The following is a 20,777-nucleotide window of genomic DNA, read 5'->3' on the forward strand; positions in this document are numbered from 1 at the left end:
CACTCTCAACTTTACATCAATAGTGCGATCGCTCCTAACTCTAGATCAGAAATGCGATCGCTCTCAACTCTACACCAGAAATGCGATCGCTATTCACTCTACATCGGATAATGCGATCGCTATTCACTCTACATCGGATAATGCGATCGCTCTCAACTCTACAGCAGAAATGCGATCGCTCCTAACTCTACATCAGAAATGCGTTAGCGAAGCTTACCGAAGGTATCCCTCTTAACTTTACACCAAATAATGCGATCGCTCCTAACTCTACATCAGAAATGCGTTAGCGAAGCTTACCGAAGGTATCCCTCTTAACTTTACACCAAATAATGCGATCGCTCCTAACTCTACATCAGAAATGCGTTAGCGAAGCTTACCGAAGGTATCCCTCTTAACTTTACACCAAATAATGCGATCGCTCCTAACTCTACATCAGAAATGCGTTAGCGAAGCTTACCGAAGGTATCCCTCTTAACTTTACACCAAATAATGCGATCGCTCCTAACTCTACATCAGAAATGCGTTAGCGAAGCTTACCGAAGGTATCCCTCTTAACTTTACACCAAATAATGCGATCGCTCCTAACTCTACATCACTCCACTCTACACCAGAAATGCGATCGCTCTTACCCTACACCAGAAATGCGATCGCTCTTACTCTTTTGTTAAACACTCTTATTCCAATACTCTAAACCAGTAACAATAACATCTTCCAACCACTTCTTAAAACGTTCCGTCAGGTTACTCTCATCATCAGCATAAGAAAACTGAAATAGAGAATCTGTTAAGGCTTGAATATCACTAATATTTCGTTCACCTTCTCCAGTATTATCTCTGTGATATGCACAAGCAGAACAAGCAAGTAGTCCGAGATACTCGTGTCCTACTGCATGAAAAGAAAGTAGAATTGTTGTTGATGATTCTACATTAATCACCAATTGTATCCAACTGTGATAAGTCCGAATATTAGCAAAGTAACCTAATTGTTTAGCTGTTTCTACAACTTGGAAGCGATGATAATATGATTTAGGATCACCAGCAGCAGCCTGAACCACAAAACTCTCAGCATCACTTACTAGATTTTGAACAGATAACTTAATTTCGGTAGCGATATCTTCTAAACGAGCCGATGCAATTTTAAAAAGATTTGTCGCAAAACTTTCAACTTTTTGACGGCGATCTGGAATAGTGGGTGATTGATTTTGCCTAATTTTGTTAGCTATGGAAGCAATAACAGCCTGAGCGCGTCGTGTTTCGGACAAAATTTGTTCAGATAAACCAAGACTACGAATAAATGCCTGTTTTTGACTTTTAGCAAACAAGTTAATCAAGTTTGATAAATCACCTTGATCTGCTTGCTCTAAAGCTCCAATATAAGCTGCTCTTTCGTCACCTGTAACAACCAAAGGAAACCATCTAGCTTGCAGAAAAACTAAACTAGCAAGACAGCGAGCCACACGACCATTACCATCTTGAAATGGATGAATTTGTGTGAAGCGATGATGTAACCATGCTGCTTCCACTTCAGGGGGAATTTGTTCTATTCTATGTTGATGATGCCATTGAATCAAATTATCCATTTCGGAAGCAACCTGTTCTGGAGGGCAATATTCATCTATAGAGCCATCTTTTCTTTCTGGATTATTAGGTTGCTTCTTCCAGTCACCTCTGTTCAGAGGAACACGAATAATTTGTCCTGTTGGTGTTTTTGCTTCTGTACTGTCTTGATTCTGCGTGAGAAGTTGATGTAACTCTTTGATGTAGGAAGTAGATAAGCTTCTCCCTCCACCAACAAAATCAAATAATCCTTCGATCGCTGCTTCTTGATCTTGGATAAGAGATACAATTTGCTTGATTGGGGGATTACCAAGATTATTAGGATTATGAGCAATAAGAGCCTCATTAATTCCTTGTTCAATTAGTACACGGGTGATTCCTCTGTCTAGGGTATATAGTCCTTCAATAATTCCAGTTTCAATTGCAATTTCTCGACATAACCTTTCCATAAAGGTTTTAAATTCTCCAGAAGAACGCAGCCGTTCTGCTTGTTCATTCCAAACAGTGACTAAAGGTGGTAATTCAGAACTTGCTAAATCTTCCCAATTGGATGGTAAATTTTCTATTGGTTGCCACTGCATGAATAATCTCCAAAAACTTGATAGTACGGTTAAAAAAATCTACAATTGTGTAGTCTCAGATATGGTTATAAACATCAAAATTTTTCGATAAAATCACTAATCTTCTATTAATTGAAAATAGTTATTAGTATAATTTCTTTTCAAATAAGCTTTGAATTTGGAATCAGGAGGCATCTTGTTTACAATGTCTTGCACTGTTTTAGCTGCTGTATTACAAGCCCATTTAGCAGCATTACTTGTACTAATCCTTTCCAATAAAGGCACAGGACAATCTTTATTTGTACCAGCAGGATCTTTGTAAGTGCTTGGTTCACGAAGAATATTTAGTCCTGATAATTTGTTTAATATTTTCCTCTTTGAAGAAGGAGGATCATCACTATCAAGCTTTAAAGTAAATTCATCTTTAGGCTTGAGATGAACTAATTCGTTACGCACATTGAATAGATGAACAAAATCTTGGTAGGGTTGAAAACCTTGATTTGGTCTTTCACCTGATATAGCTATGTAAGTTACCTCAAGCTTGAGTTTTATTTGTCCGTTATATTCCTCAACGGTGGTTAATAGTGTTGCAAGTTTTTTTGCAAAATCTTCTGGTTCTTCCTCTGGTTTTGTATATGCTGTGGCTAGTTCCGGCAACTCATTTAGAAATGCCTCAATAGACATAGCTGAAAACAAAATAGCGGGAATTGCATCACTAATTCCGTGGTCGTTGTGAAACGTAGAATTCACGTAGTAGTAATTTTTTGCTTGATCGTGCAGAGGACCAGCATTTAGATGGAATCGAGTTACTATGTTGTCCATAATCTCCTTAAAGTAAACTAATCATACATTCACCCCTGTTTCTTATAGTACACAAATACGCGATTAATCTAACCTGTAATTAACAAATTTTTACCTAAAAAACAGCAAACTCCGTATATTTCCTGATCTCAGGAGCTTTAAACCCTAAAATAATATGTGCTTTTGGTATTCCCGCAGCAACCAAATCATTAGCTACTCCTTCTTCAGTTCCATCATGTTGAATCCAAACCTTACCATCAATTAAATCAAGATGTAATAAAGTTCCATAGATACGATAACCATTTTCCCAACCAGTTTCTACTAATAAATAACGATCATTTTTTTCATCTAACACCAATTCAACTTTCACCTGTTCATCATTGCCCAGAAAATCAGCATATTCTTCGAGAATTTTTTGAATTATTTGACGATATTGATTAGTTAAGGAATCCATTTGACAATTACCTCCTGTTCAGCATCGAAACTAAACAAACGAATAACACCATCTTCAATTAAAGTTTGACCAGCTTCTTCTTCAAAAACCGTTTTACAAGTGCTTTCACTCACAGCCAGAAATAACTTATATTCAGGATAATAACGAGCTAATAAATGATCATACAAAACAAATTGACCAACAGCATCTTCCAAATCTTTCATATCCGAAGGACGAGTAAAACTTTTCACCTCAACAGCTATTTTTTCTGTTTCTCGTTCTGCTGCTAATAATCTCTCCGCACCTAAATCAACAAATAGATTTTTACCTCTCGCTAAACGAATCCGCAAAGGATCATGGATAATTTTCCAACCATCTTTGATAAGTGCATTTTTTACAGTATTGTGATAGATGTCTTTAGCTGGCATAATGAAAACTACTTTCGCCTACTCCAATAAAATTTTACCATTACTCATATCCTCATCCCGTAATTCTGCTTCTTGTATCCATTCCTCAGCAACTTGTTGATCAATGTCTCCAACTTGTCCTAAATGTTCAATCAAACGAGCTACTAATAATACTAGAGAATCTTTTGGTAAAGCCAGGACTTGAGCTTCTAATTGTTCAATAGTCATAAATTATTCCATCTCCCTATAGTAAACTAATTATCAGCTTAACAATTCCTGTGGACGCACAATCACAATACCTGTCGTCAGCACAAAATCACTAGGATTAAAAGTTAAAATATGTGTAACTTGATAAGCAAGCATAACAGCCACAATACGCACATCATGAGTGCGTTTACCCATTACCTTATTAGTAGTTACTAAATTTAACCAATTGGGAAAAATATCTTCTGACTCTTTCAGTAATGGAAAACGCCTCAGAACTTGGTCTATGGTCTTGCGCGTCTTTTCCACAGTCCACCCTAAACCATTAACTTCTACTGGTCGTGTAGCTACAGCCCAAAATTCAACCAGTATTTGTGCTGTTAAAAAACATTCATCTCCCTGTGCGAGTAAGCGAGATATAGCCTCTGTTGCGAGGTGATGCTGAACATCAGAAGGATTACAGAAGCGCATCACAACATTTGTATCAAGAATATATCTCGTCATTCTTCGTAAATACTATCTCGACAAAAAGCTTCATCACTCAGACTCACACCAGTTTCAGGAAGTTGAGAAACCCAATCTCGAAACTCACTCGCCCTTGCTTCTGGTGTTAATTTTTGCCATACTGGAGTAGTGTCAGAAAACTTTTGAGATTGAAACTGAATAAAAGCTATAAAATCAGCTATTTTTTCCAGTTGTTCTTCATCGAGATGATCTAATTCTTGCTTGAGCTTTTCTCGCAACATAACATAATTTAAGATTGTACAAAATAGGCTGTAACAATAGTCATTTTATAATCAGTCATTCCCCATTATCACTATATTCTAAATCAAGGTATCTTCTTTGCGCCTTTGCTCCTTCCCGTCTTTGCGCGAAACTTTAATCAAAATAAAGCATAATTAACCATTAACCAACACAGAAAAATCCCTATGAACACACAACCTATCCGCGTCGGAGTTCTCGGTTTTGGTGGACTCGGACAAGCAGCAGCAAAACTCCTCTCCAGCAAACGGGAAATGATTCTAGTTGCAGCCGCAGACCAAAAAGGCTACGCTTACTCCACAGAAGGCTTAAACACCGATGCTTGCATCACCACCTACCAAAAACAGGGAACAGTCGGTTATTTAGAACCCTTCGGTACATTAAGCAATAACAGCATTCAAGACCTTATTCAAGCCACTGGTGACGCTGTAGATGGTTATTTCCTGGCTTTACCCAACCTCCCCAACGACTTTATCCCCAACGTGGCTAAAGAATTTATCAAAGCAGGTTGGAAAGGTGTGCTAGTGGATGCTATTAAACGCACCAGTGCAGTTGAACAACTTTTAGGAATGAAAGATGAACTGCAAGCTGCGGGAATTACTTACATGACAGGCTGTGGTGCAACTCCCGGACTGTTAACCGCCGCCGCCGCTTTAGCCGCCCAAAGTTACGCGGAAATTCACAATGTAGTAATTACCTTTGGCGTGGGAATTGCTAACTGGGAAGCTTACCGCGCTACGGTTCGGGAAGATATTGGTCATATGCCTGGTTATAGTGTAGAAGCTGCTAGAGCCATGACTGACGCAGAGGTAGAAGCATTACTCGATAAAACCAACGGTGTGCTGACCTTGGAAAACATGGAACACGCCGATGATGTAATGTTAGAAATAGCCGGAATTTGTTCACGGGATAGAGTGACTGTTGGTGGTGTAGTTGATACCCGCAACCCCAAAAAGCCCCTGAGTACCAATGTGAAAATTACCGGACGCACCTTTGAGGGTAAAATTTCCACCCACACCTTTACATTAGGCGATGAAACCAGCATGGCCGCTAACGTCTGCGGTCCCGCCTTTGGTTATCTTAAAGCTGGTCAGGAATTGCATCAACGGGGCATTTCTGGCTTATTTACAGCAGCGGAAATTATGCCTAAGTTTGTAAAATAGGTGATGGGTGATGGGTAATAGACATTTCCCGTAAATATTGTACAGACGTTCCATGGAACGTCTCTACATTGTTATCTGGCATTTTTGATCATGGTCAATTTAACGGACATGATATTACCTGTTACCTAGTCTAAGCTGGTGGAAGTTCGGAAGATGAAAAAGACGCTGTAACCTCTTCTTCAACCACAGAGGGGGGTGTTTGGATAATAAAAGGCAGTTCAGCACCCACAAGACCCCGTTGGATGCGTTCTGATGTTTCTTTGAACACCACAAACAGAGGATAAATAGTATTTGCACCCTCACTCAAAATATGACTGTGACGAGGGTGCATTAACCATTCATATTCCTTATCTAATAACACTTGACTTTTGCGCCATCTTCCCAATAAATCAGAAAAGTCCTCATGGGGACGATGAATGAAAACTAAAATCTCTACACCGGTTTTGATTTTCCATTCCGGGTCACACATGATAATAGCGATATCACAGGGTAAATTTGTCGTTTGTGAAGTTTTAGCTTCAATATTACGGATACGGACTATTGGTAAAGGGATAGTAATGACACTTTCAGAAGGACGACGGAGACTAGGAATCATCTCCAAATAGGGACGATGTTGTTTGAGGAGAGCGATCGCAGCTAAATGATTGCTATACTCAGCTAAACTAGCTTCATAAACAGATTTTTGTACAGGCATAATTTTTCAGTTATGAGTTATCAGTTATCAGTTATCAGTCTCTTCACTATTCACTGATAACTGTTCACTGATTTTTTTAGCCCAATGTTTCAAATACCTTGAACATAGGCAGATACATTGCTAACAAAATTGTACCAACCATCCCCCCAAGAACCACAATCATCAGCGGTTCCAAAATACTGGTTAGGGCTTTAACTGCCTGTTCTACTTCATCTTCATAGAAATCGGCAACTTTCATCAACATAGCATCTAATTCCCCAGTTTCTTCGCCGATACTCATCATCTGAATTGCCATAGGCGGAAAAACTGCATCTTTTTGCAATGCAATACTAATCATACCTCCTTGTTGAACATCTAAACGGGCTGCATCTATGGCATTAGCAACTACTTGGTTTCCTGATGTATCTCGCACGATTTCCAAGCAAGTTAGAATCGGTACACCTGAACGAGTTAAAGAACCAAAAGTCCGGCTAAAACGAGCTACTGAAGATTTTTGAATCAAGTCACCAAACAAAGGAACTTTCAAAGAAAGGCGGTCAATAGTTTCTTTACCAACACGAGTTTTGTAATACTGTTTATAGGCAAAGGAAAGTGCCATAAAAGCCCCAATAATTGCTAAAGACCACCAACTTCGTAATATTTTACTGCAAGTCATCAAAAATTGGGTTAGAGGAGGTAATTCTACTCCAATATCTGCAAAAATGTTCGCAAAAATGGGAATTAGAAAAACAGTCATCCCCACAAAAATCGCGGTGGCTAAAAAGCCTACAACCACTGGATAAGACAATGCTGATTTAATTTGGTTTTGTAATCGAGCTACATCTTCTAATAATTTGGCTAGACGATTCAATACTTCATCAAGTACACCACCGACTTCTCCAGCTTGAACCATACTGACATACAAACCATCAAAGCAGTCAGGATGTTTACGCATGGCATCTGAAAGATTAACTCCAGTTTGCACATCGTTACCAATTTCAATCAGAGCTTGTTTGAGCTTGGGATTACTACATTGTTCAGAAAGTACGCCCAATCCTCTGACAATTGCCACACCTGCATTTACCAACGCAGCAAATTGACGAGAGAAAACAGCTTTATCTTTAACAGAAACTTTCACCAACGAATTCTGAAATTTTTTGAAATCAAGGATTGAAGCCAAGCTTTGAGATTCTTTCAATTCTTGGACAACAAAACCTTTATCTCTAAGATTAGTCCGAGCGTCTGTCAAAGAATCAGCAACAAATTTCTCAGTGCGGGATTTTCCTTGGGAGTCACGAACACGAGCAAGATAAGTAGGCATAATATCAATTAAAAATTAAAAATTGAAAATTGAAAATTGAAAATTGAAAAGTTTAGAGGTTGAGGATTGGTAATTCATAATTTGTAATTTGTAATTAGAATAATAACTACGAATTACGAATTACGAATTACGTTGGCGGTAGCCTGCCGTAGGCACTATTAGAAACTTAATGCGCTCTAGCAACCGAACCAGGTTTTGCCCCTGCACCCTGTTGTGGTGTTCCACCTATGAGACGTTGAACTTCATCGGGTTTAGAAGTTTTAGACATTGCAGCTTCAAAAGAGATAGTTCCAGCTTTGTATAAATCAGCTAAAACTTTCTCTAGAGTTTGCATTCCCAATTTACCTCCTGTTTGAATAGCAGAGTAAATTTGAGCGGTTTTCCCTTCACGAATTAAGTTGGAAATAGCCGGAGTAATAATCATAATTTCTTGAGCCATTACCCGACCATATTCACCTGGTTTGGGATTTTTCTTGGGTACTAAGGTTTGACTAAACACTGCGACTAAAGAGTTGGACAATTGCACCCGCACCTGAGTTTGTCTTTCATGAGGGAAAACGTCAATCATCCGGTCAACTGTTTGTGCAGCCGAACTAGTGTGCAGTGTACCAAATACCAAGTGTCCAGTTTCCGCAGCTGAAATAGCCAAAGAAATTGTTTCCAAATCCCGCATTTCCCCAACTAGAACAATATCAGGATCTTCCCGCAAAGCTGCTTTTAAGGCATTAGCAAAGCTTTTGGTATCTTCACCTAATTGCCGTTGGTGAACCAAGCTTTTAATGGGTTCATAGACAAATTCAACTGGATCTTCAACCGTTAAGATATGTTCTGCTCTAGTGCGGTTAATTAAGTCAATCATTGCCGCTAGGGTAGTGGTCTTACCGGAACCTGTCGGACCTGTGACGAGAATTAATCCTCTAGGCTTTTCAGACATTTCCCGAACTACATCTGGGAGACCTAATTTTTCAAAGTTAGGGATTTTAGAACTTAAAGCCCGCAAGCAAGCAGCATAAGCTCCACGTTCTTTGTAGACATTCACCCGGAAGCGAGCCAATCCTTTGACACCATAGGAACAATCTAATTCCCAGGTTTGTTCTAAGGTTTTCCGCTGGGTGTTGTTGAGCATACTGAAAATCAGTCTTTGGCACTCATCAGCGGTGAGGACATGATCACCAATGGGAGTCAGATGACCACTGACGCGGAAGTAGGGAGGCAAACCTGCTGATAAGTGCAGATCCGAACCACCCATGTCAATTAGCTGCTCCATCAAGTCTTCAATCATCATTTCCATAGTTGCTTCGCTCCAATTTAAAATTCAAAATCAAAAATCAAATGACCAAGGACTAAATTAATGCCCAGAAATCAAAAGTTTTGAAAATAGATCCTTCCTCCCTTGCTTACCCTGCTTACCCTGCTTCCCCTGCTTCCCCTGCCCCCCCTGTCCCTAATCTTGAAAACGGGGTGTCATACAGTAGGGACAATCTAGCCATTCTTGTTGTAATGTGGCATCACAAGTTTTACAGGTAAGGCCACTCTTGCGTTTGGCTTTTAACTCAGCTTCCAAACCTGTATCAGTAAATGTCACACGCTCCACCTCTTCTAGAGTGGTGGCACCTTGACGGACTAAATCCAGACTGTAAGCAAGCAAGGTTTTCATACCCTCCTCTACGGCTACTTCTTTGATGCGTTCCGTGGGTGCATCTTCGTTGATAAGAGTTTGGAGGTTTTCGGTAATCCGCATAACTTCATAAACACCAACACGTCCCTTATAGCCAATACCATTACATTTTTGGCAAAGCTGATTGTTGGCTTTAGCTTCGGCTATAGCTTCTGTGGGGAGAGTGTTAGCTTTGTAGAAAGTGATTTCCACATCTTTGGCAGCTGATAAACCATAGCGAGCTAGTTCATCAGTAGTGGGAGTATAGGGAATCCGACAGTCTGTACATACACGACGCACCAGACGTTGTGCGAGAACGCCAATTAAGGAACTGGAAACCATGAAAGGCTCAATATCCATTTCTCCCAACCGAGCGATCGCACCAGGAGCATCATTTGTGTGTAAGGTAGTTAATACTAAGTGACCTGTCAGCGCCGCTTCTATCGCTGTTTTGGCGGTTTCCTTATCTCGTGTTTCCCCCACAAGCAACACATCAGGATCTTGTCGCAAGAAAGCCCGTAGCGCCGTCGAAAAATCCAGCCCTTTTTCCCGAATTACCTGTACTTGGGTAATCCCTGGCAAACTGTACTCAATCGGGTCTTCTACCGTACTAATGTTAATTCCTGGATCGTTTTTTTCTGCCAATGCCGAATACAACGAAGTAGTTTTACCAGAACCAGTTGGACCTGTCACCAAAATCAATCCAAAAGGCTTGCTGACCATATCCTGGACAATATGCAAAGTCTCAGGATCAGTAATTAACTTATCCAATCCTAGTTGGGTAGAAGAGTTATCCAGAATCCGTAGTACCACCTTTTCCCCATAGCGACTGGGTAAGGTATTCACCCGGAAGTCTACTTTCCGTCCTTCAAACAAGCGGCGAATCCGACCATCTTGGGGTAAACGCCTTTCCGCGATATCTAAATTAGCAATGATTTTAAATCGGGCTGTAACTGCCGGGATAACTTTTTTAGGTACAGGGTCAAAAGCCTCACGCAGTACCCCATCCTTACGGAAGCGAATGCGTAAGTTTTCCTCTTGTGGTTCGATATGAATATCCGAAACATTTTCTTGCAAAGCTTTAAACAGGATTCTATTGACGAGTTTGATAATGGGTGCATCTTCGGCATCCTTAATGGATTTGTTGATATCAGCATCATCATCAACAACTTCCTCCATCTCCTGATCTTCCAGGTATTTTAAATCCTGATTAATATCTGTATCTCTTTTTTGTTCTTTTTCCTTTTCCCGAACAGCCAACTCATCTAAGTATTTGTTGATCATCTGCTGATAATCTTCCTGGGTAATTACCAGCCGCTGCAAAGATAAACCTTGGGGGCGCAAAAACCGGTTGAGTTCATCACAAGCCTCTAGATTATCCGGATCAACCATCGCCACTAACAAATAAGGCGGGTTTTGCTCCTCATGTTTAGATAAAGGTAATACGCGGTGACGACGACAGGTATCCACTGGGATCAGGGTTTCAATCAATTTGCCAACGTTGATGTTGCCAATTTGATTGACTTGTGGATCGAGGGATTCAACACCGTATAGTATTTTTAGTTCAAATAAATGCTGTTTCTTGTATTCTCTGATAAACTCCGGTGATAGTTGTTGCCCAGTGATTGATTCCAGTACATCTGTCAACATTTTGCCAGATTTGCGGCTTTCACTCAGCGCCTGCCGCATCTGTTCATTATTAACATAGCCAGATTGTACTAGCTGGTTGCCGAAGTGAGAAAACTCTGTTCTGGTAGTTAGAGCGGTGCTACGCCGTTGTGGTGAGGAGTAAGTCATAAGTCAATGAGTAGGAGACCTCTTAATTCAAGTATTCCCACACTGTAGTCAATAATTCGCATTGAGTCTGTATTAAATTTAAGTTTAAAACTTTTCTGCTGAAAAATTTTGATTCTCAGTACCGTTTTGGGGAGATGGAGAGAAAAATTTCCCCAAACCCTCAAAGAGCAGTCTTTCACCTATCTCTTTTCTGCCATCAGTAATAATTAGTTAAAAAACTGACTTATGATCAGGGGCGAAGGCTATCAAGTTCCACAATTCCACCAGATTTACTCTTGGTGCTACCATTACTGTTCCGGTTCACGCCTTCAGAAAGGCTACGCTAATTGGTTCACTATTTGTCACAATAAGAGGACGGTGACATCACTCCTAAGAAAATGTCGGCGGTCAAATCAGCTTTAGCTGCCAGCCTTAAACAGTAAAGGTGGCATTATGTGGCTACTATCTTTTCGATTTTCGGTTTGATCTGATCAATCTAAAATCTAAAAGATATAGGACTTACGCAAGATGTGACTGAAAACCTTATTCCTGTGTAGCGGTAATTCATGAATTACCGCTAATTTGGTTCTGTTTTGCGTAAGTCCTAAGATAGTACAGAGCGATCGCAGTTTTAATTATGGAATAAATCCCAAATCCCAAATCCCAAATCCTGAAACCAAGTCCCTGTCTTCAGACAAGGGCTAAATCCAAAAACCAAAATCCAAAATCTACAATTGCTTGACGCACTGTCGTCAAAAGCATCTGGGATGAGTAGACAATAATGGACGAAAATAAACAAGTAAACAATACAAGCCAGCAATTGGGTGAACCAATAGAGGTAAAGCAAGCAATGAAAAGCGACTCCCCAGCCGAAATTAACTCTAACGAATCTGGCAGCGAGGTGACTGAGCAAATGGCAGCCCAAACTAATGTACCAGCAGAACCTGTACTCACAGAGGAAAATGGTGTCGCTGCGGCAGAAACAACAGAAGTAAATACGGCAGCTTTGGCAGAATCGGCTCAACAAATTGAGTCACTAAAAGCACAACTTGAAGAGCGTAGTACCCAATATATGCGGATTGCCGCAGATTTTGAGAATTATCGTAAACGCATCTCCAAAGAAAAAGAAGACACAGAGATGCAGGTGAAACGGAATACGATTATGGAATTACTGCCTGTAGTCGATAATTTTGAACGGGCCAGAGCGCACCTCAAACCGCAAACTGATGGTGAGATGACTATTCACAAAAGTTATCAAGGGGTTTATAAACAATTAGTGGATTCTCTAAAGCGGTTAGGTGTGTCACCAATGCGTCCTGAAGGACAAGAGTTTGATCCTAATCTCCATGAAGCAGTAATGCGAGAGCCTACGGATGAACATCCAGACGGTACTGTATTAGAAGAATTAGTGCGCGGGTATTACTTGGGAGAACGCATACTGCGTCATGCCATGGTGAAAGTGGCAGCCCCAAAAGAAGATACACCTTCGGCACCAGAAGATGAGTCGAATCAGAATAACGGTTAAGTGTTCTTCACGGCACTGACTGAAAATTTTTAGATTCTGACAAGGGCAAGAATCGCATTTTTCCAAAAGGATTGGGCTGTTGAACGGTTTCTGAAATTTAACAGCCCCTTCCATAACTGTTTCCCTTTCTAGACTCGGCTTCTTAATCAGCAGCAGACATCGGCATAACTCTTTGTATTTTCACTGTCTACCAACATGATTTACACAGATGTTACCTTCAGCCTCTAGCCCTGAGCAAAAAACGAGAGTTTGCGAAAAATCACGGTACAAGCACTCAATAAAAATACTGTAAATATGGGAAAAGTTATTGGGATCGACTTAGGCACTACTAACAGTTGCGTTGCTGTTGTGGAAGGTGGGCAACCAATAGTAATTGCCAATTCCGAAGGGGGACGCACCACTCCTAGTATCGTCGGATTTGGCAAAAGTGGCGATCTTTTAGTTGGTCAGTTAGCCAAGCGGCAATCCATCACTAATGCTGAAAATACAATCTACAGTATCAAAAGATTCATTGGCCGCCGTTGGGATGATACGCAATCAGAGCGCACTCGCGTACCCTATAACTGTGTAAAAGGTCGAGACGATACCGTTGATGTAGCAATTCGCGGATCTAACTACACACCACAAGAAATATCCGCAATGATCCTGCAAAAACTCAAACAGGAGGCGGAAAACTTTTTGGGTGACACTGTAACTCAAGCTGTGATTACCGTACCAGCCTATTTCACAGATGCCCAACGACAAGCAACTAAAGATGCTGGAACCATTGCGGGATTGGAAGTACTACGGATTATCAACGAACCCACAGCTGCCGCTTTAGCCTTTGGTTTAGACAAGCAAGATCAAGAACAATTGATTTTAGTATTCGACTTGGGGGGTGGAACTTTCGATGTCTCTATTCTCCAACTTGGAGATGGAGTTTTTGAAGTTAAAGCAACTAGTGGTAACAATCAACTAGGTGGAGACGACTTTGACAATTGCATAGTCCTCTGGATGCTAGAGCAATTCCAGCGACAAGAGAACATAGATATTTCCCTAGATAAAATGGCACTGCAACGCCTGCGGGAAGCAGCAGAAAAAGCAAAAATTGAACTTTCCAGCATGGTAAATACTTCAATTAACTTGCCCTTTATCTCTGCCGATGAAACAGGCCCCAAGCATTTGGAGATGGAACTGAGTCGTTCTAAATTTGAAGAACTCACAGCACATTTAATTGCTGCCACCATCGAACCAATGATTCAGGCACTCAAAGACGCAGATCTCAAACCCAAAGATATCAACCGGATTATCTTGGTAGGTGGATCGACTCGCATTCCCGCAGTCCTCAATGCTGTAATCAAATTCTACGATGGTAAAACTCCAGATCGCTCTATCAACCCTGATGAAGCTGTAGCACTAGGAGCAGCAGTCCAAGCTGGAGTTTTGGGTGGGGAAGTCGATACGCTCCTACTCTTAGATGTCACTCCCTTATCTTTAGGTCTGGAAACCCTAGGAGAAGTATTTACTAAAATCATTGAACGTAATACCACAATTCCTACGAGCAAATCCCAAGTCTTTTCTACAGCAGTTGATGGACAATCTTCTGTGGAAATTCACGTTCTCCAAGGAGAACGAGCTATGGCACGAGATAATAAAACTCTTGGTAAGTTTCTTCTAGCTGGTATTCCCCCTGCTCCTCGTGGCGTGCCGCAAATTGAAGTAGCATTTGACATTGATGTCAACGGTATCCTCAAAGTTTCTGCTCAAGACAAGGGTACAGGTAGAGAGCAAAGTATTCGGATTACGAATACAGGTGGTTTAAGTCAAGCTGAGGTCGAACGGATGCGACAACAAGCTGAGTTGTATGCTGAAGAAGACAGAAAACGTAAAGAACTGATTGAACTCAAAAACCAAGCTGATAACCTGTTGTTAAGTTACACATCTACTTTACGGGATCATGACTCCTTGATCGGTGAAGAAGTTAAAGTGTTGGCAAGTGAGAAATTCGCCAACCTGCAAGCAGCAATGAGTGACCCCGCTATCTCTATAGCAGTCTTGAAGCCAATCTTAGAGGACTGTAAACAAACTCTGTTTGGCATTGGTGCAGATGTTTACAAACGAGCCAGCAGCCTATTAGACAACCAAATTGAACCAGAGGAAGTTTCTGATATTTCCTCAACAGTAGTAGCTGAAACTTCCACGAATCAAGCATCACCACTACAATTTAATTTGGATTTTGATGATGAAAGTACTGCTGCGGCTGATTATGAGGCTATAGACTAGCACTGCTTGATCGGAATTAAAAATTATCAATTGAAAATGACCAATAATTCCTTGATGGTACAAGCCCCCGGACTTATCCGTGGAATCAATCGAAAATCCTGGCATCCTGTTAGGGACTTCCAAATCAAAAAATCCTCAATTTGTAGGGTTAGCGCAGCGTAACCCACTATTATCTCCTAAATTTATGGTGGGTTACGGACTACCGTTCTCACCCACCCTACGATTTTTGGGTAATTTATCATGGTTTTATATCCCCAAGGTTTGCTAGATTGTAGAAGCGAATTAGAGTGGACTAGATGCCTCAATATTACATATACGACCAAAAGTATATGGTGGTTTTCCACACTAAATGGTACGGCTAGTCCCTCTAGTTGATAGGCGTAGTTTCACCCAGGTAAGTAGCACAATTGTAAAAGAGACAGCCTGAGACAGTGAAAATGGTGTAAACGCCAAGCGCTGGTGCAAAAGCTGCCCTCAAACAAAGGGTGTGGCACTTACTCAGCGGTTGCCCGTTAGGGTGGTTCCGCTGAATGTGTTGATGATTTATCTAACTTGTTTTGTTGATATTGAAAAAAGCACCTGTTACTCAAGACTTTCTAGTAACTTTTGTCAAAGGTAAAAGGTAAAATTAATTATTAACAAAAATTAAGTGTTGTCTCTAGTCCTTTACCTTCTGCCAACGCTATTTCTGATTTCTTCCTTCTAAATTTTACCCTTGCTCTATGGCCCGCGACTATTATGAAATTCTGGGTGTCTCTCGTGACACCGACAAAGAAGAAATTAAACAAGCCTATCGCCGTTTAGCCCGGAAGTATCACCCAGATGTGAACAAAGAACCGGGTGCAGAGGAGCGATTTAAGGAAATTAACCGCGCCTATGAGGTGCTTTCAGAGCCGGAAACCCGCGAGCGTTATAACCGTTTTGGTGAAGCTGGCGTTTCTAGTGGGGCTGGTGCAGGTTTCCAAGATGTGGGTGATATGGGCGGTTTTGCCGATATCTTTGAAAGCATTTTCAGCGGCTTTGCTGGGGGAATGGGTGGACCAACCCAGCAACAAAGACGGCGCAGTGGACCTGTGCGGGGTGATGACCTCCGGCTAGACCTGAAGTTAGATTTTCGGGAAGCAGTATTTGGCGGCGAAAAAGAAATTCGCATTTCTCATTTAGAAACTTGTGAAGTATGTAGTGGTTCTGGTGCTAAACCAGGAACTCGTCCCCGGACTTGTGCGACTTGTAGCGGTTCCGGTCAAGTGCGACGTGTGACGAGAACGCCCTTTGGTAGCTTTACCCAAGTCTCTACTTGTCCTACTTGCAATGGCACAGGGACGGTAGTTGAAGATAAGTGTGATGCTTGTGACGGTAAAGGTGCAAATCAAGTCACGAAAAAGCTGAAAATTACTATTCCGGCTGGGGTAGATAATGGCACGCGCTTGCGGATTTCCCAAGAAGGAGATGCCGGTCAGCGCAGTGGTCCGCCTGGTGATTTGTACGTCTACTTGTTCGTGAATGAGGATGAAGAATTCCAGCGGGAGGGGATTAATGTTCTTTCGGAAATCAAACTTAGCTATCTGCAAGCGATTTTAGGCTGCCGTTTGGAGGTGAATACTGTAGACGGGCCTGTGGAATTAATCATTCCCTCAGGAACTCAGCCAAATACGGTGATGAAACTGGAAAATCGTGGTGTACCTCGTTTGGGAAATCCCGTGAGTCGGGGCGACCATATGCTGACGGTATTGATTGATATTCCTACGAAGATCACCCCAGAGGAAAGAGAACTGCTGGAGAAACTGGCTAAAATTAAGGGAGACAGAACTGGTAAAGGTGGAGGATTTTTTGAAAATCTGTTTAAGTCATGAGTGTATTTTCCTTGTTAACTCCTGATGCTCAACTAGATTTGCGTGGTACTCCTTGTCCGATTAATTTTGTCCGGACAAAACTCCGTCTGGAACAAATGCCAAATGGAGGTTTGTTGGAAGTCTGGTTAGATGCTGGGGAACCAATTGAACAAGTCCCGGATAGCTTGATCATGGCAGGTTATCAGGTAGAAGAAATTACGGATTGTTCTGCCTACTTTTCTCTGTTGGTACGCCGTCCGGCAACTGCTGCATGAAAGGGGATACTGTTTCTACTACTGGACAGTTTTTAGGTACGGTGTTAGCTGTACAGGCGAATTTTTATCGAGTACAGATGGACAGCGATGGGGAAAGTTTTGAAAATTCTCCCCACCTCCCTACTTCCCCACCTGCACTGCCGCCGATTCTCCTCTGTACGCGGCGAACACGGCTGAAAAAAATCGGCCAACAGGTGATGGTGGGCGATCGCGTAATTGTGGAAGAACCAGATTGGGATGGGCAACAAGGTGCAATTTCTGAGGTTTTACCACGTCATAGTCAATTAAATCGTCCAGCGATCGCTAATGTTAACCAAATTCTCCTGGTTTTTGCAGTAGCTGACCCACCTTTAGAACCTGTCCAATTGAGCAGATTTTTAATTAAGGCTGAGTCTACAGGGGTTGATGTGCTGTTGTGTTTGAATAAATGTGATTTGATTTCCTCAGAGGAAAAACAGCAAATTAGCGATCGCTTACAGGCTTGGGGTTATCAACCGCTATTTATCAGTGTTCAAAACCAGATCAATATTGACCATATAGGTGAATATTTGACTGATAAAATTACTGTAATTGCTGGCCCTTCCGGTGTGGGTAAATCTAGCTTAATCAATGGACTAATTCCCGATATCAACCTGCGCGTGGGGGAAGTTTCCGGTAAGTTAGCTCGTGGTCGCCATACCACCCGTCATGTAGAATTATTTGAAATGCCTAAAGGTGGGTTGTTAGCTGATACTCCTGGCTTTAATCAGCCGGATTTAGATTGCAGTCCCGAAGAATTAATCTACTATTTTCCAGAAGCTAGAGAAAGGTTAGAATCTGGTAATTGTCGATTTAGTGATTGTACCCATCGAGATGAACCAGACTGTGTGGTGAGTGGTGACTGGGAACGATATGAGCATTACTTAGAATTTTTGAGCGATGCGATCGCATATCAAACTCATCTTAACCAACAACCTGACCCCGAATCTAGTCTGAAATTAAAATCTAAAGGTAAAGGTCAGAGTCAGTATGAACCGAAGCTAGAAAGTAAAAAATATCGCCGTATTTCCCGGAAAACTCAATTACAGGATTTGCAAGAATTATACCGCGAAAGTGAGGAATAAGAATGGCGATATCGCATTTTTCATGCTGATTGTTCTTCAGCAACCTTTCTCACTGCTGCTAAATCTACACCCAACTGTTTAGCAATTTCCTCAACAGTTATCCCTGCTTTCAATAACAGTGGTACTGCCTTCAGCTTACCTTGCTCAAGACCTTGCTCAAGACCTTGCTCAAGCCCTTCTTCTAATGCTTCTCGATACACTCGTGTTTGCTTAAGTTCATTCAGTCCTAACATCGCTTCAATCTCCTCTCTCATTAAATCTGGAAACTTGTAAACGAAGACCGTTTCTATTAATTCTATAAACTTTCTCTGTGTTTTGGCATCTGTCACTTCCTGTCGGGTGCGGATAATGAGTTCTTTACCACGGTTTTTCGCAAGTTCTTCCCGTAAACCAACGAGTTGCAACAAACTCAATCCCAAGGATAGATCAGTATTTTCATTTAATTCATCTAAGTAAATCCTGTGAAATTGCTCACTAGATCCAAAGATTCGATAATTTCTAGGCAAACCGGGGTCTAGACTGCGTTTTGTAAAATTACTAGGGGTAAGAAATAAGAAAGCATCATGATCCCGATATAGTCTTAAAATATTGTTAATTTCAGCCAAACCCTCGACCTTCAACTTACTAGTACCAAACCAGAATTATTATGGCTATAGGCTACGTCGCGCTTGTACTTCACGCACATTTACCCTTCGTTCGTCACCCAGAAAGTGACTACGTGCTGGAGGAAGAATGGCTTTATGAAGCCATCACCGAAACATATATCCCCTTATTGAAAGTATTTGAAGGTTTAAAGCGAGACGGTATCGACTTTAAAATCACGATGAGTATGACACCCCCTCTCGTGTCTATGCTGCGTGATCCTCTGCTCCAAGAACGCTATGACGCACACTTATCCCAACTAGAAGAACTTATAGAACTGGAAGCCGAGCGAAATGTCCAAAATGGGCATCTTCGTTATTTAGCTGAACATTATGCTGCTGAGTTCAACGAAGCGCGGGAGTTATGGGAACGTTATGACGGTGATTTAGTAACGGCTTTTAAAGGGTTCCAAGATACTAATAACTTAGAAATTATCACTTGCGGTGCTACTCACGGGTATTTACCGCTGATGAAAATGTATCCCCAAGCTGTGTGGGCGCAAATTCAAGTAGCTTGTGAACATTACGAAGAAACTTTTGGTAAAGCCCCCAGAGGGATTTGGTTGCCAGAATGCGCCTACTATGAAGGTTTAGATCGGATGTTGGCGGATGCGGGTTTGCGTTATTTCCTCACCGATGGACATGGTATATTATACGCTCGTCCCCGTCCCCGCTTCGGTACTTATGCCCCAATTTTCACTGAACCTGGTGTAGCAGCTTTTGGTCGAGATCATGAATCGTCTCAACAGGTATGGTCTTCTGAGGTAGGCTATCCTGGTGCAGCAGAATATCGGGAATTTTACAAAGATTTGGGCTGGGAAGCTGAATATGAGTACATTAAGCCATACATCATGCCCAATGGTCAGCGGAAAAATACGGGCATTAAGTATCATAAAATTACTGGACGTGGCTTAGGTCTTTCTGATAAAGCACTCTATGATCCTTATTGGGCTAAGGAAAAGGCGGCAGATCACGCCGCTAATTTTATGTATAACCGTGAACGGCAATCTGAGCATTTACACGGGATTATGGGTCGCCCACCAATTATTGTTTCGCCTTATGATGCGGAGTTATTCGGTCATTGGTGGTATGAGGGTCCTTGGTTTATTGATTACCTGTTCCGTAAGTCTTGGTATGACCAAAGTACTTATGAAATGACCCATTTGGCTGATTATTTACGAGATAATCCCACCCAACAAGTCTGTCGTCCGGCTCAGTCGAGTTGGGGTTATAAGGGTTTCCACGAGTATTGGTTAAATGAAACAAACGCGTGGGTTTACCCACATTTACATAAAGCTGCGGAACGGATGATTGAAATATCAACTCTGGAACCAGAGGATGAATTACAGTGGAAAGCTTTAAACCAAGCAGCGAGAGAGTTATTATTAGCACAATCTTCTGACTGGGCGTTTATTATGCGGACGGGAACAATGGTTCCTTATGCGGTGAGAAGAACGCGATCGCACTTAATGCGGTTTAATAAACTGTATGAAGATGTGAAAATCGGTAAAGTTGATAGCGGTTGGCTGGAAAAAGTCGAATTAATGGATAATATTTTCCCCAATATCAACTATCGCGCTTACCGTCCGATGTAGTTGCAGGTGACAGGGGACAGGTGACAGGTGACAGAGTTGAAAGTCTGTTTGTGTCTAAGTTTTATCATCTGTTGATGTCCTAACCACCTTGATGGTTGCTATATTCCCATTAACAAAGCAAAACCCCCAATTAAGATGGACAGCGATGGGGAAAGTTTTGAAAATTCTCCCCACCTCCCTACTTCCCCACCTGCACTGCCGCCGATTCTCCTCTGTACGAGTTGAAAGTCT

General features: G+C 41.6%; 20 protein-coding genes. 8 read left to right on the plus strand and 12 right to left on the minus strand.

From position 1 onward, the window contains the following. Positions 1-22: 22 nt before the first annotated feature. Positions 23-235, plus strand: a complete 213-nt coding sequence (locus A9Y75_RS27565; RefSeq protein ID WP_143046408.1) for a hypothetical protein — start codon at positions 23-25, stop codon at positions 233-235. 429 nt (positions 236-664) lie between these two features. On the opposite strand, the gene A9Y75_RS12365 is transcribed toward A9Y75_RS27565, so the two are convergent. The 7 genes from A9Y75_RS12365 to A9Y75_RS12395 all read right to left on the minus strand — a co-directional run bounded on the left by A9Y75_RS12365 (position 665) and on the right by A9Y75_RS12395 (position 4,707). After that, a complete protein-coding gene (locus tag A9Y75_RS12365) occupies positions 665-2,137 on the minus strand; it encodes a Fic family protein (protein ID WP_071189862.1) in 1,473 nt (490 codons plus the stop codon). A gap of 96 nt (positions 2,138-2,233) precedes the next feature. After that, positions 2,234-2,938 carry a hypothetical protein gene (locus A9Y75_RS12370; protein WP_071189863.1) on the minus strand — a complete coding sequence of 235 codons (705 nt, stop codon included), beginning with the start codon at positions 2,936-2,938 and terminating at the stop codon, positions 2,234-2,236. A 94-nt stretch (positions 2,939-3,032) separates the two neighbouring features. Further along, positions 3,033-3,371, minus strand: coding sequence for a XisI protein (locus A9Y75_RS12375; protein WP_071189864.1), 339 nt, complete (start codon positions 3,369-3,371; stop codon positions 3,033-3,035). After that, entirely contained in the window at positions 3,359-3,778 is a 420-nt protein-coding gene (locus A9Y75_RS12380) for a XisH family protein (protein WP_041458292.1), read from the minus strand. Before A9Y75_RS12380 ends, A9Y75_RS12375 begins: the two co-directional genes overlap by 13 nt. Before the next feature lie 18 nt (positions 3,779-3,796). Continuing rightward, positions 3,797-3,985 (minus strand): addiction module component, encoded by a 189-nt coding sequence (locus A9Y75_RS12385; RefSeq protein ID WP_071189865.1) that lies wholly within the window; start codon positions 3,983-3,985, stop codon positions 3,797-3,799. 33 nt (positions 3,986-4,018) lie between these two features. Further along, entirely contained in the window at positions 4,019-4,465 is a 447-nt protein-coding gene (locus A9Y75_RS12390) for a type II toxin-antitoxin system VapC family toxin (protein WP_071189866.1), read from the minus strand. Beyond that, on the minus strand, positions 4,462-4,707 hold the full coding sequence (locus A9Y75_RS12395; protein WP_071189867.1) for a hypothetical protein: 246 nt from the start codon (positions 4,705-4,707) through the stop codon (positions 4,462-4,464). Before A9Y75_RS12395 ends, A9Y75_RS12390 begins: the two co-directional genes overlap by 4 nt. A gap of 183 nt (positions 4,708-4,890) precedes the next feature. Between A9Y75_RS12395 and A9Y75_RS12400 the strand changes: the two genes are divergently transcribed. Then, on the plus strand, positions 4,891-5,886 hold the full coding sequence (locus A9Y75_RS12400; protein WP_071189868.1) for a saccharopine dehydrogenase-like oxidoreductase: 996 nt from the start codon (positions 4,891-4,893) through the stop codon (positions 5,884-5,886). 130 nt (positions 5,887-6,016) lie between these two features. Here the strand turns inward: A9Y75_RS12400 and A9Y75_RS12405 are convergent, their stop codons facing one another. From A9Y75_RS12405 to A9Y75_RS12420, 4 genes are all read right to left on the minus strand, one after another. After that, on the minus strand, positions 6,017-6,580 hold the full coding sequence (locus A9Y75_RS12405; protein ID WP_071189869.1) for a hypothetical protein: 564 nt from the start codon (positions 6,578-6,580) through the stop codon (positions 6,017-6,019). Between the two features lie 76 nt (positions 6,581-6,656). After that, a complete protein-coding gene (locus A9Y75_RS12410) occupies positions 6,657-7,880 on the minus strand; it encodes a type II secretion system F family protein (RefSeq protein ID WP_071189870.1) in 1,224 nt (407 codons plus the stop codon). A 166-nt stretch (positions 7,881-8,046) separates the two neighbouring features. Continuing rightward, entirely contained in the window at positions 8,047-9,171 is a 1,125-nt protein-coding gene (locus A9Y75_RS12415; RefSeq protein WP_071189871.1) for a type IV pilus twitching motility protein PilT, read from the minus strand. A 153-nt stretch (positions 9,172-9,324) separates the two neighbouring features. Next, positions 9,325-11,334 carry a GspE/PulE family protein gene (locus tag A9Y75_RS12420; protein WP_071189872.1) on the minus strand — a complete coding sequence of 670 codons (2,010 nt, stop codon included), beginning with the start codon at positions 11,332-11,334 and terminating at the stop codon, positions 9,325-9,327. A 757-nt stretch (positions 11,335-12,091) separates the two neighbouring features. On the opposite strand from A9Y75_RS12420, the gene grpE reads away from it, so the two are divergent. From grpE to rsgA, 5 genes are all read left to right on the plus strand, one after another. Next, the gene (grpE, locus tag A9Y75_RS12430; protein ID WP_071189874.1) at positions 12,092-12,838 is read left to right on the plus strand and encodes a nucleotide exchange factor GrpE; all 747 of its coding nucleotides are present in this window, start codon (positions 12,092-12,094) and stop codon (positions 12,836-12,838) included. Positions 12,839-13,132: 294 nt separating this feature from the next. Continuing rightward, positions 13,133-15,100 carry a molecular chaperone DnaK gene (gene dnaK, locus A9Y75_RS12435; protein WP_071190132.1) on the plus strand — a complete coding sequence of 656 codons (1,968 nt, stop codon included), beginning with the start codon at positions 13,133-13,135 and terminating at the stop codon, positions 15,098-15,100. A 722-nt stretch (positions 15,101-15,822) separates the two neighbouring features. After that, a complete protein-coding gene (gene dnaJ, locus A9Y75_RS12440; RefSeq protein WP_071189875.1) occupies positions 15,823-16,953 on the plus strand; it encodes a molecular chaperone DnaJ in 1,131 nt (376 codons plus the stop codon). Then, the gene (locus tag A9Y75_RS12445; protein WP_071189876.1) at positions 16,950-17,207 is read left to right on the plus strand and encodes a sulfurtransferase TusA family protein; all 258 of its coding nucleotides are present in this window, start codon (positions 16,950-16,952) and stop codon (positions 17,205-17,207) included. The genes dnaJ and A9Y75_RS12445 overlap by 4 nt, the downstream gene beginning before the upstream one ends. After that, positions 17,204-18,310 (plus strand): small ribosomal subunit biogenesis GTPase RsgA, encoded by a 1,107-nt coding sequence (rsgA, locus tag A9Y75_RS12450; RefSeq protein WP_071189877.1) that lies wholly within the window; start codon positions 17,204-17,206, stop codon positions 18,308-18,310. Before A9Y75_RS12445 ends, rsgA begins: the two co-directional genes overlap by 4 nt. A 20-nt stretch (positions 18,311-18,330) precedes the next feature. Here rsgA and A9Y75_RS12455 read toward each other — a convergent pair whose 3' ends face one another. After that, positions 18,331-18,915, minus strand: a complete 585-nt coding sequence (locus tag A9Y75_RS12455) for an Rpn family recombination-promoting nuclease/putative transposase (protein WP_236721390.1) — start codon at positions 18,913-18,915, stop codon at positions 18,331-18,333. Between the two features lie 41 nt (positions 18,916-18,956). Between A9Y75_RS12455 and A9Y75_RS12460 the strand changes: the two genes are divergently transcribed. Beyond that, on the plus strand, positions 18,957-20,546 hold the full coding sequence (locus A9Y75_RS12460) for a glycoside hydrolase family 57 protein (protein WP_071189878.1): 1,590 nt from the start codon (positions 18,957-18,959) through the stop codon (positions 20,544-20,546). Positions 20,547-20,777: the final 231 nt, after the last annotated feature.

This window comes from Trichormus sp. NMC-1, assembly GCF_001858025.1.
Taxonomy (GTDB): domain Bacteria; phylum Cyanobacteriota; class Cyanobacteriia; order Cyanobacteriales; family Nostocaceae; genus Anabaena.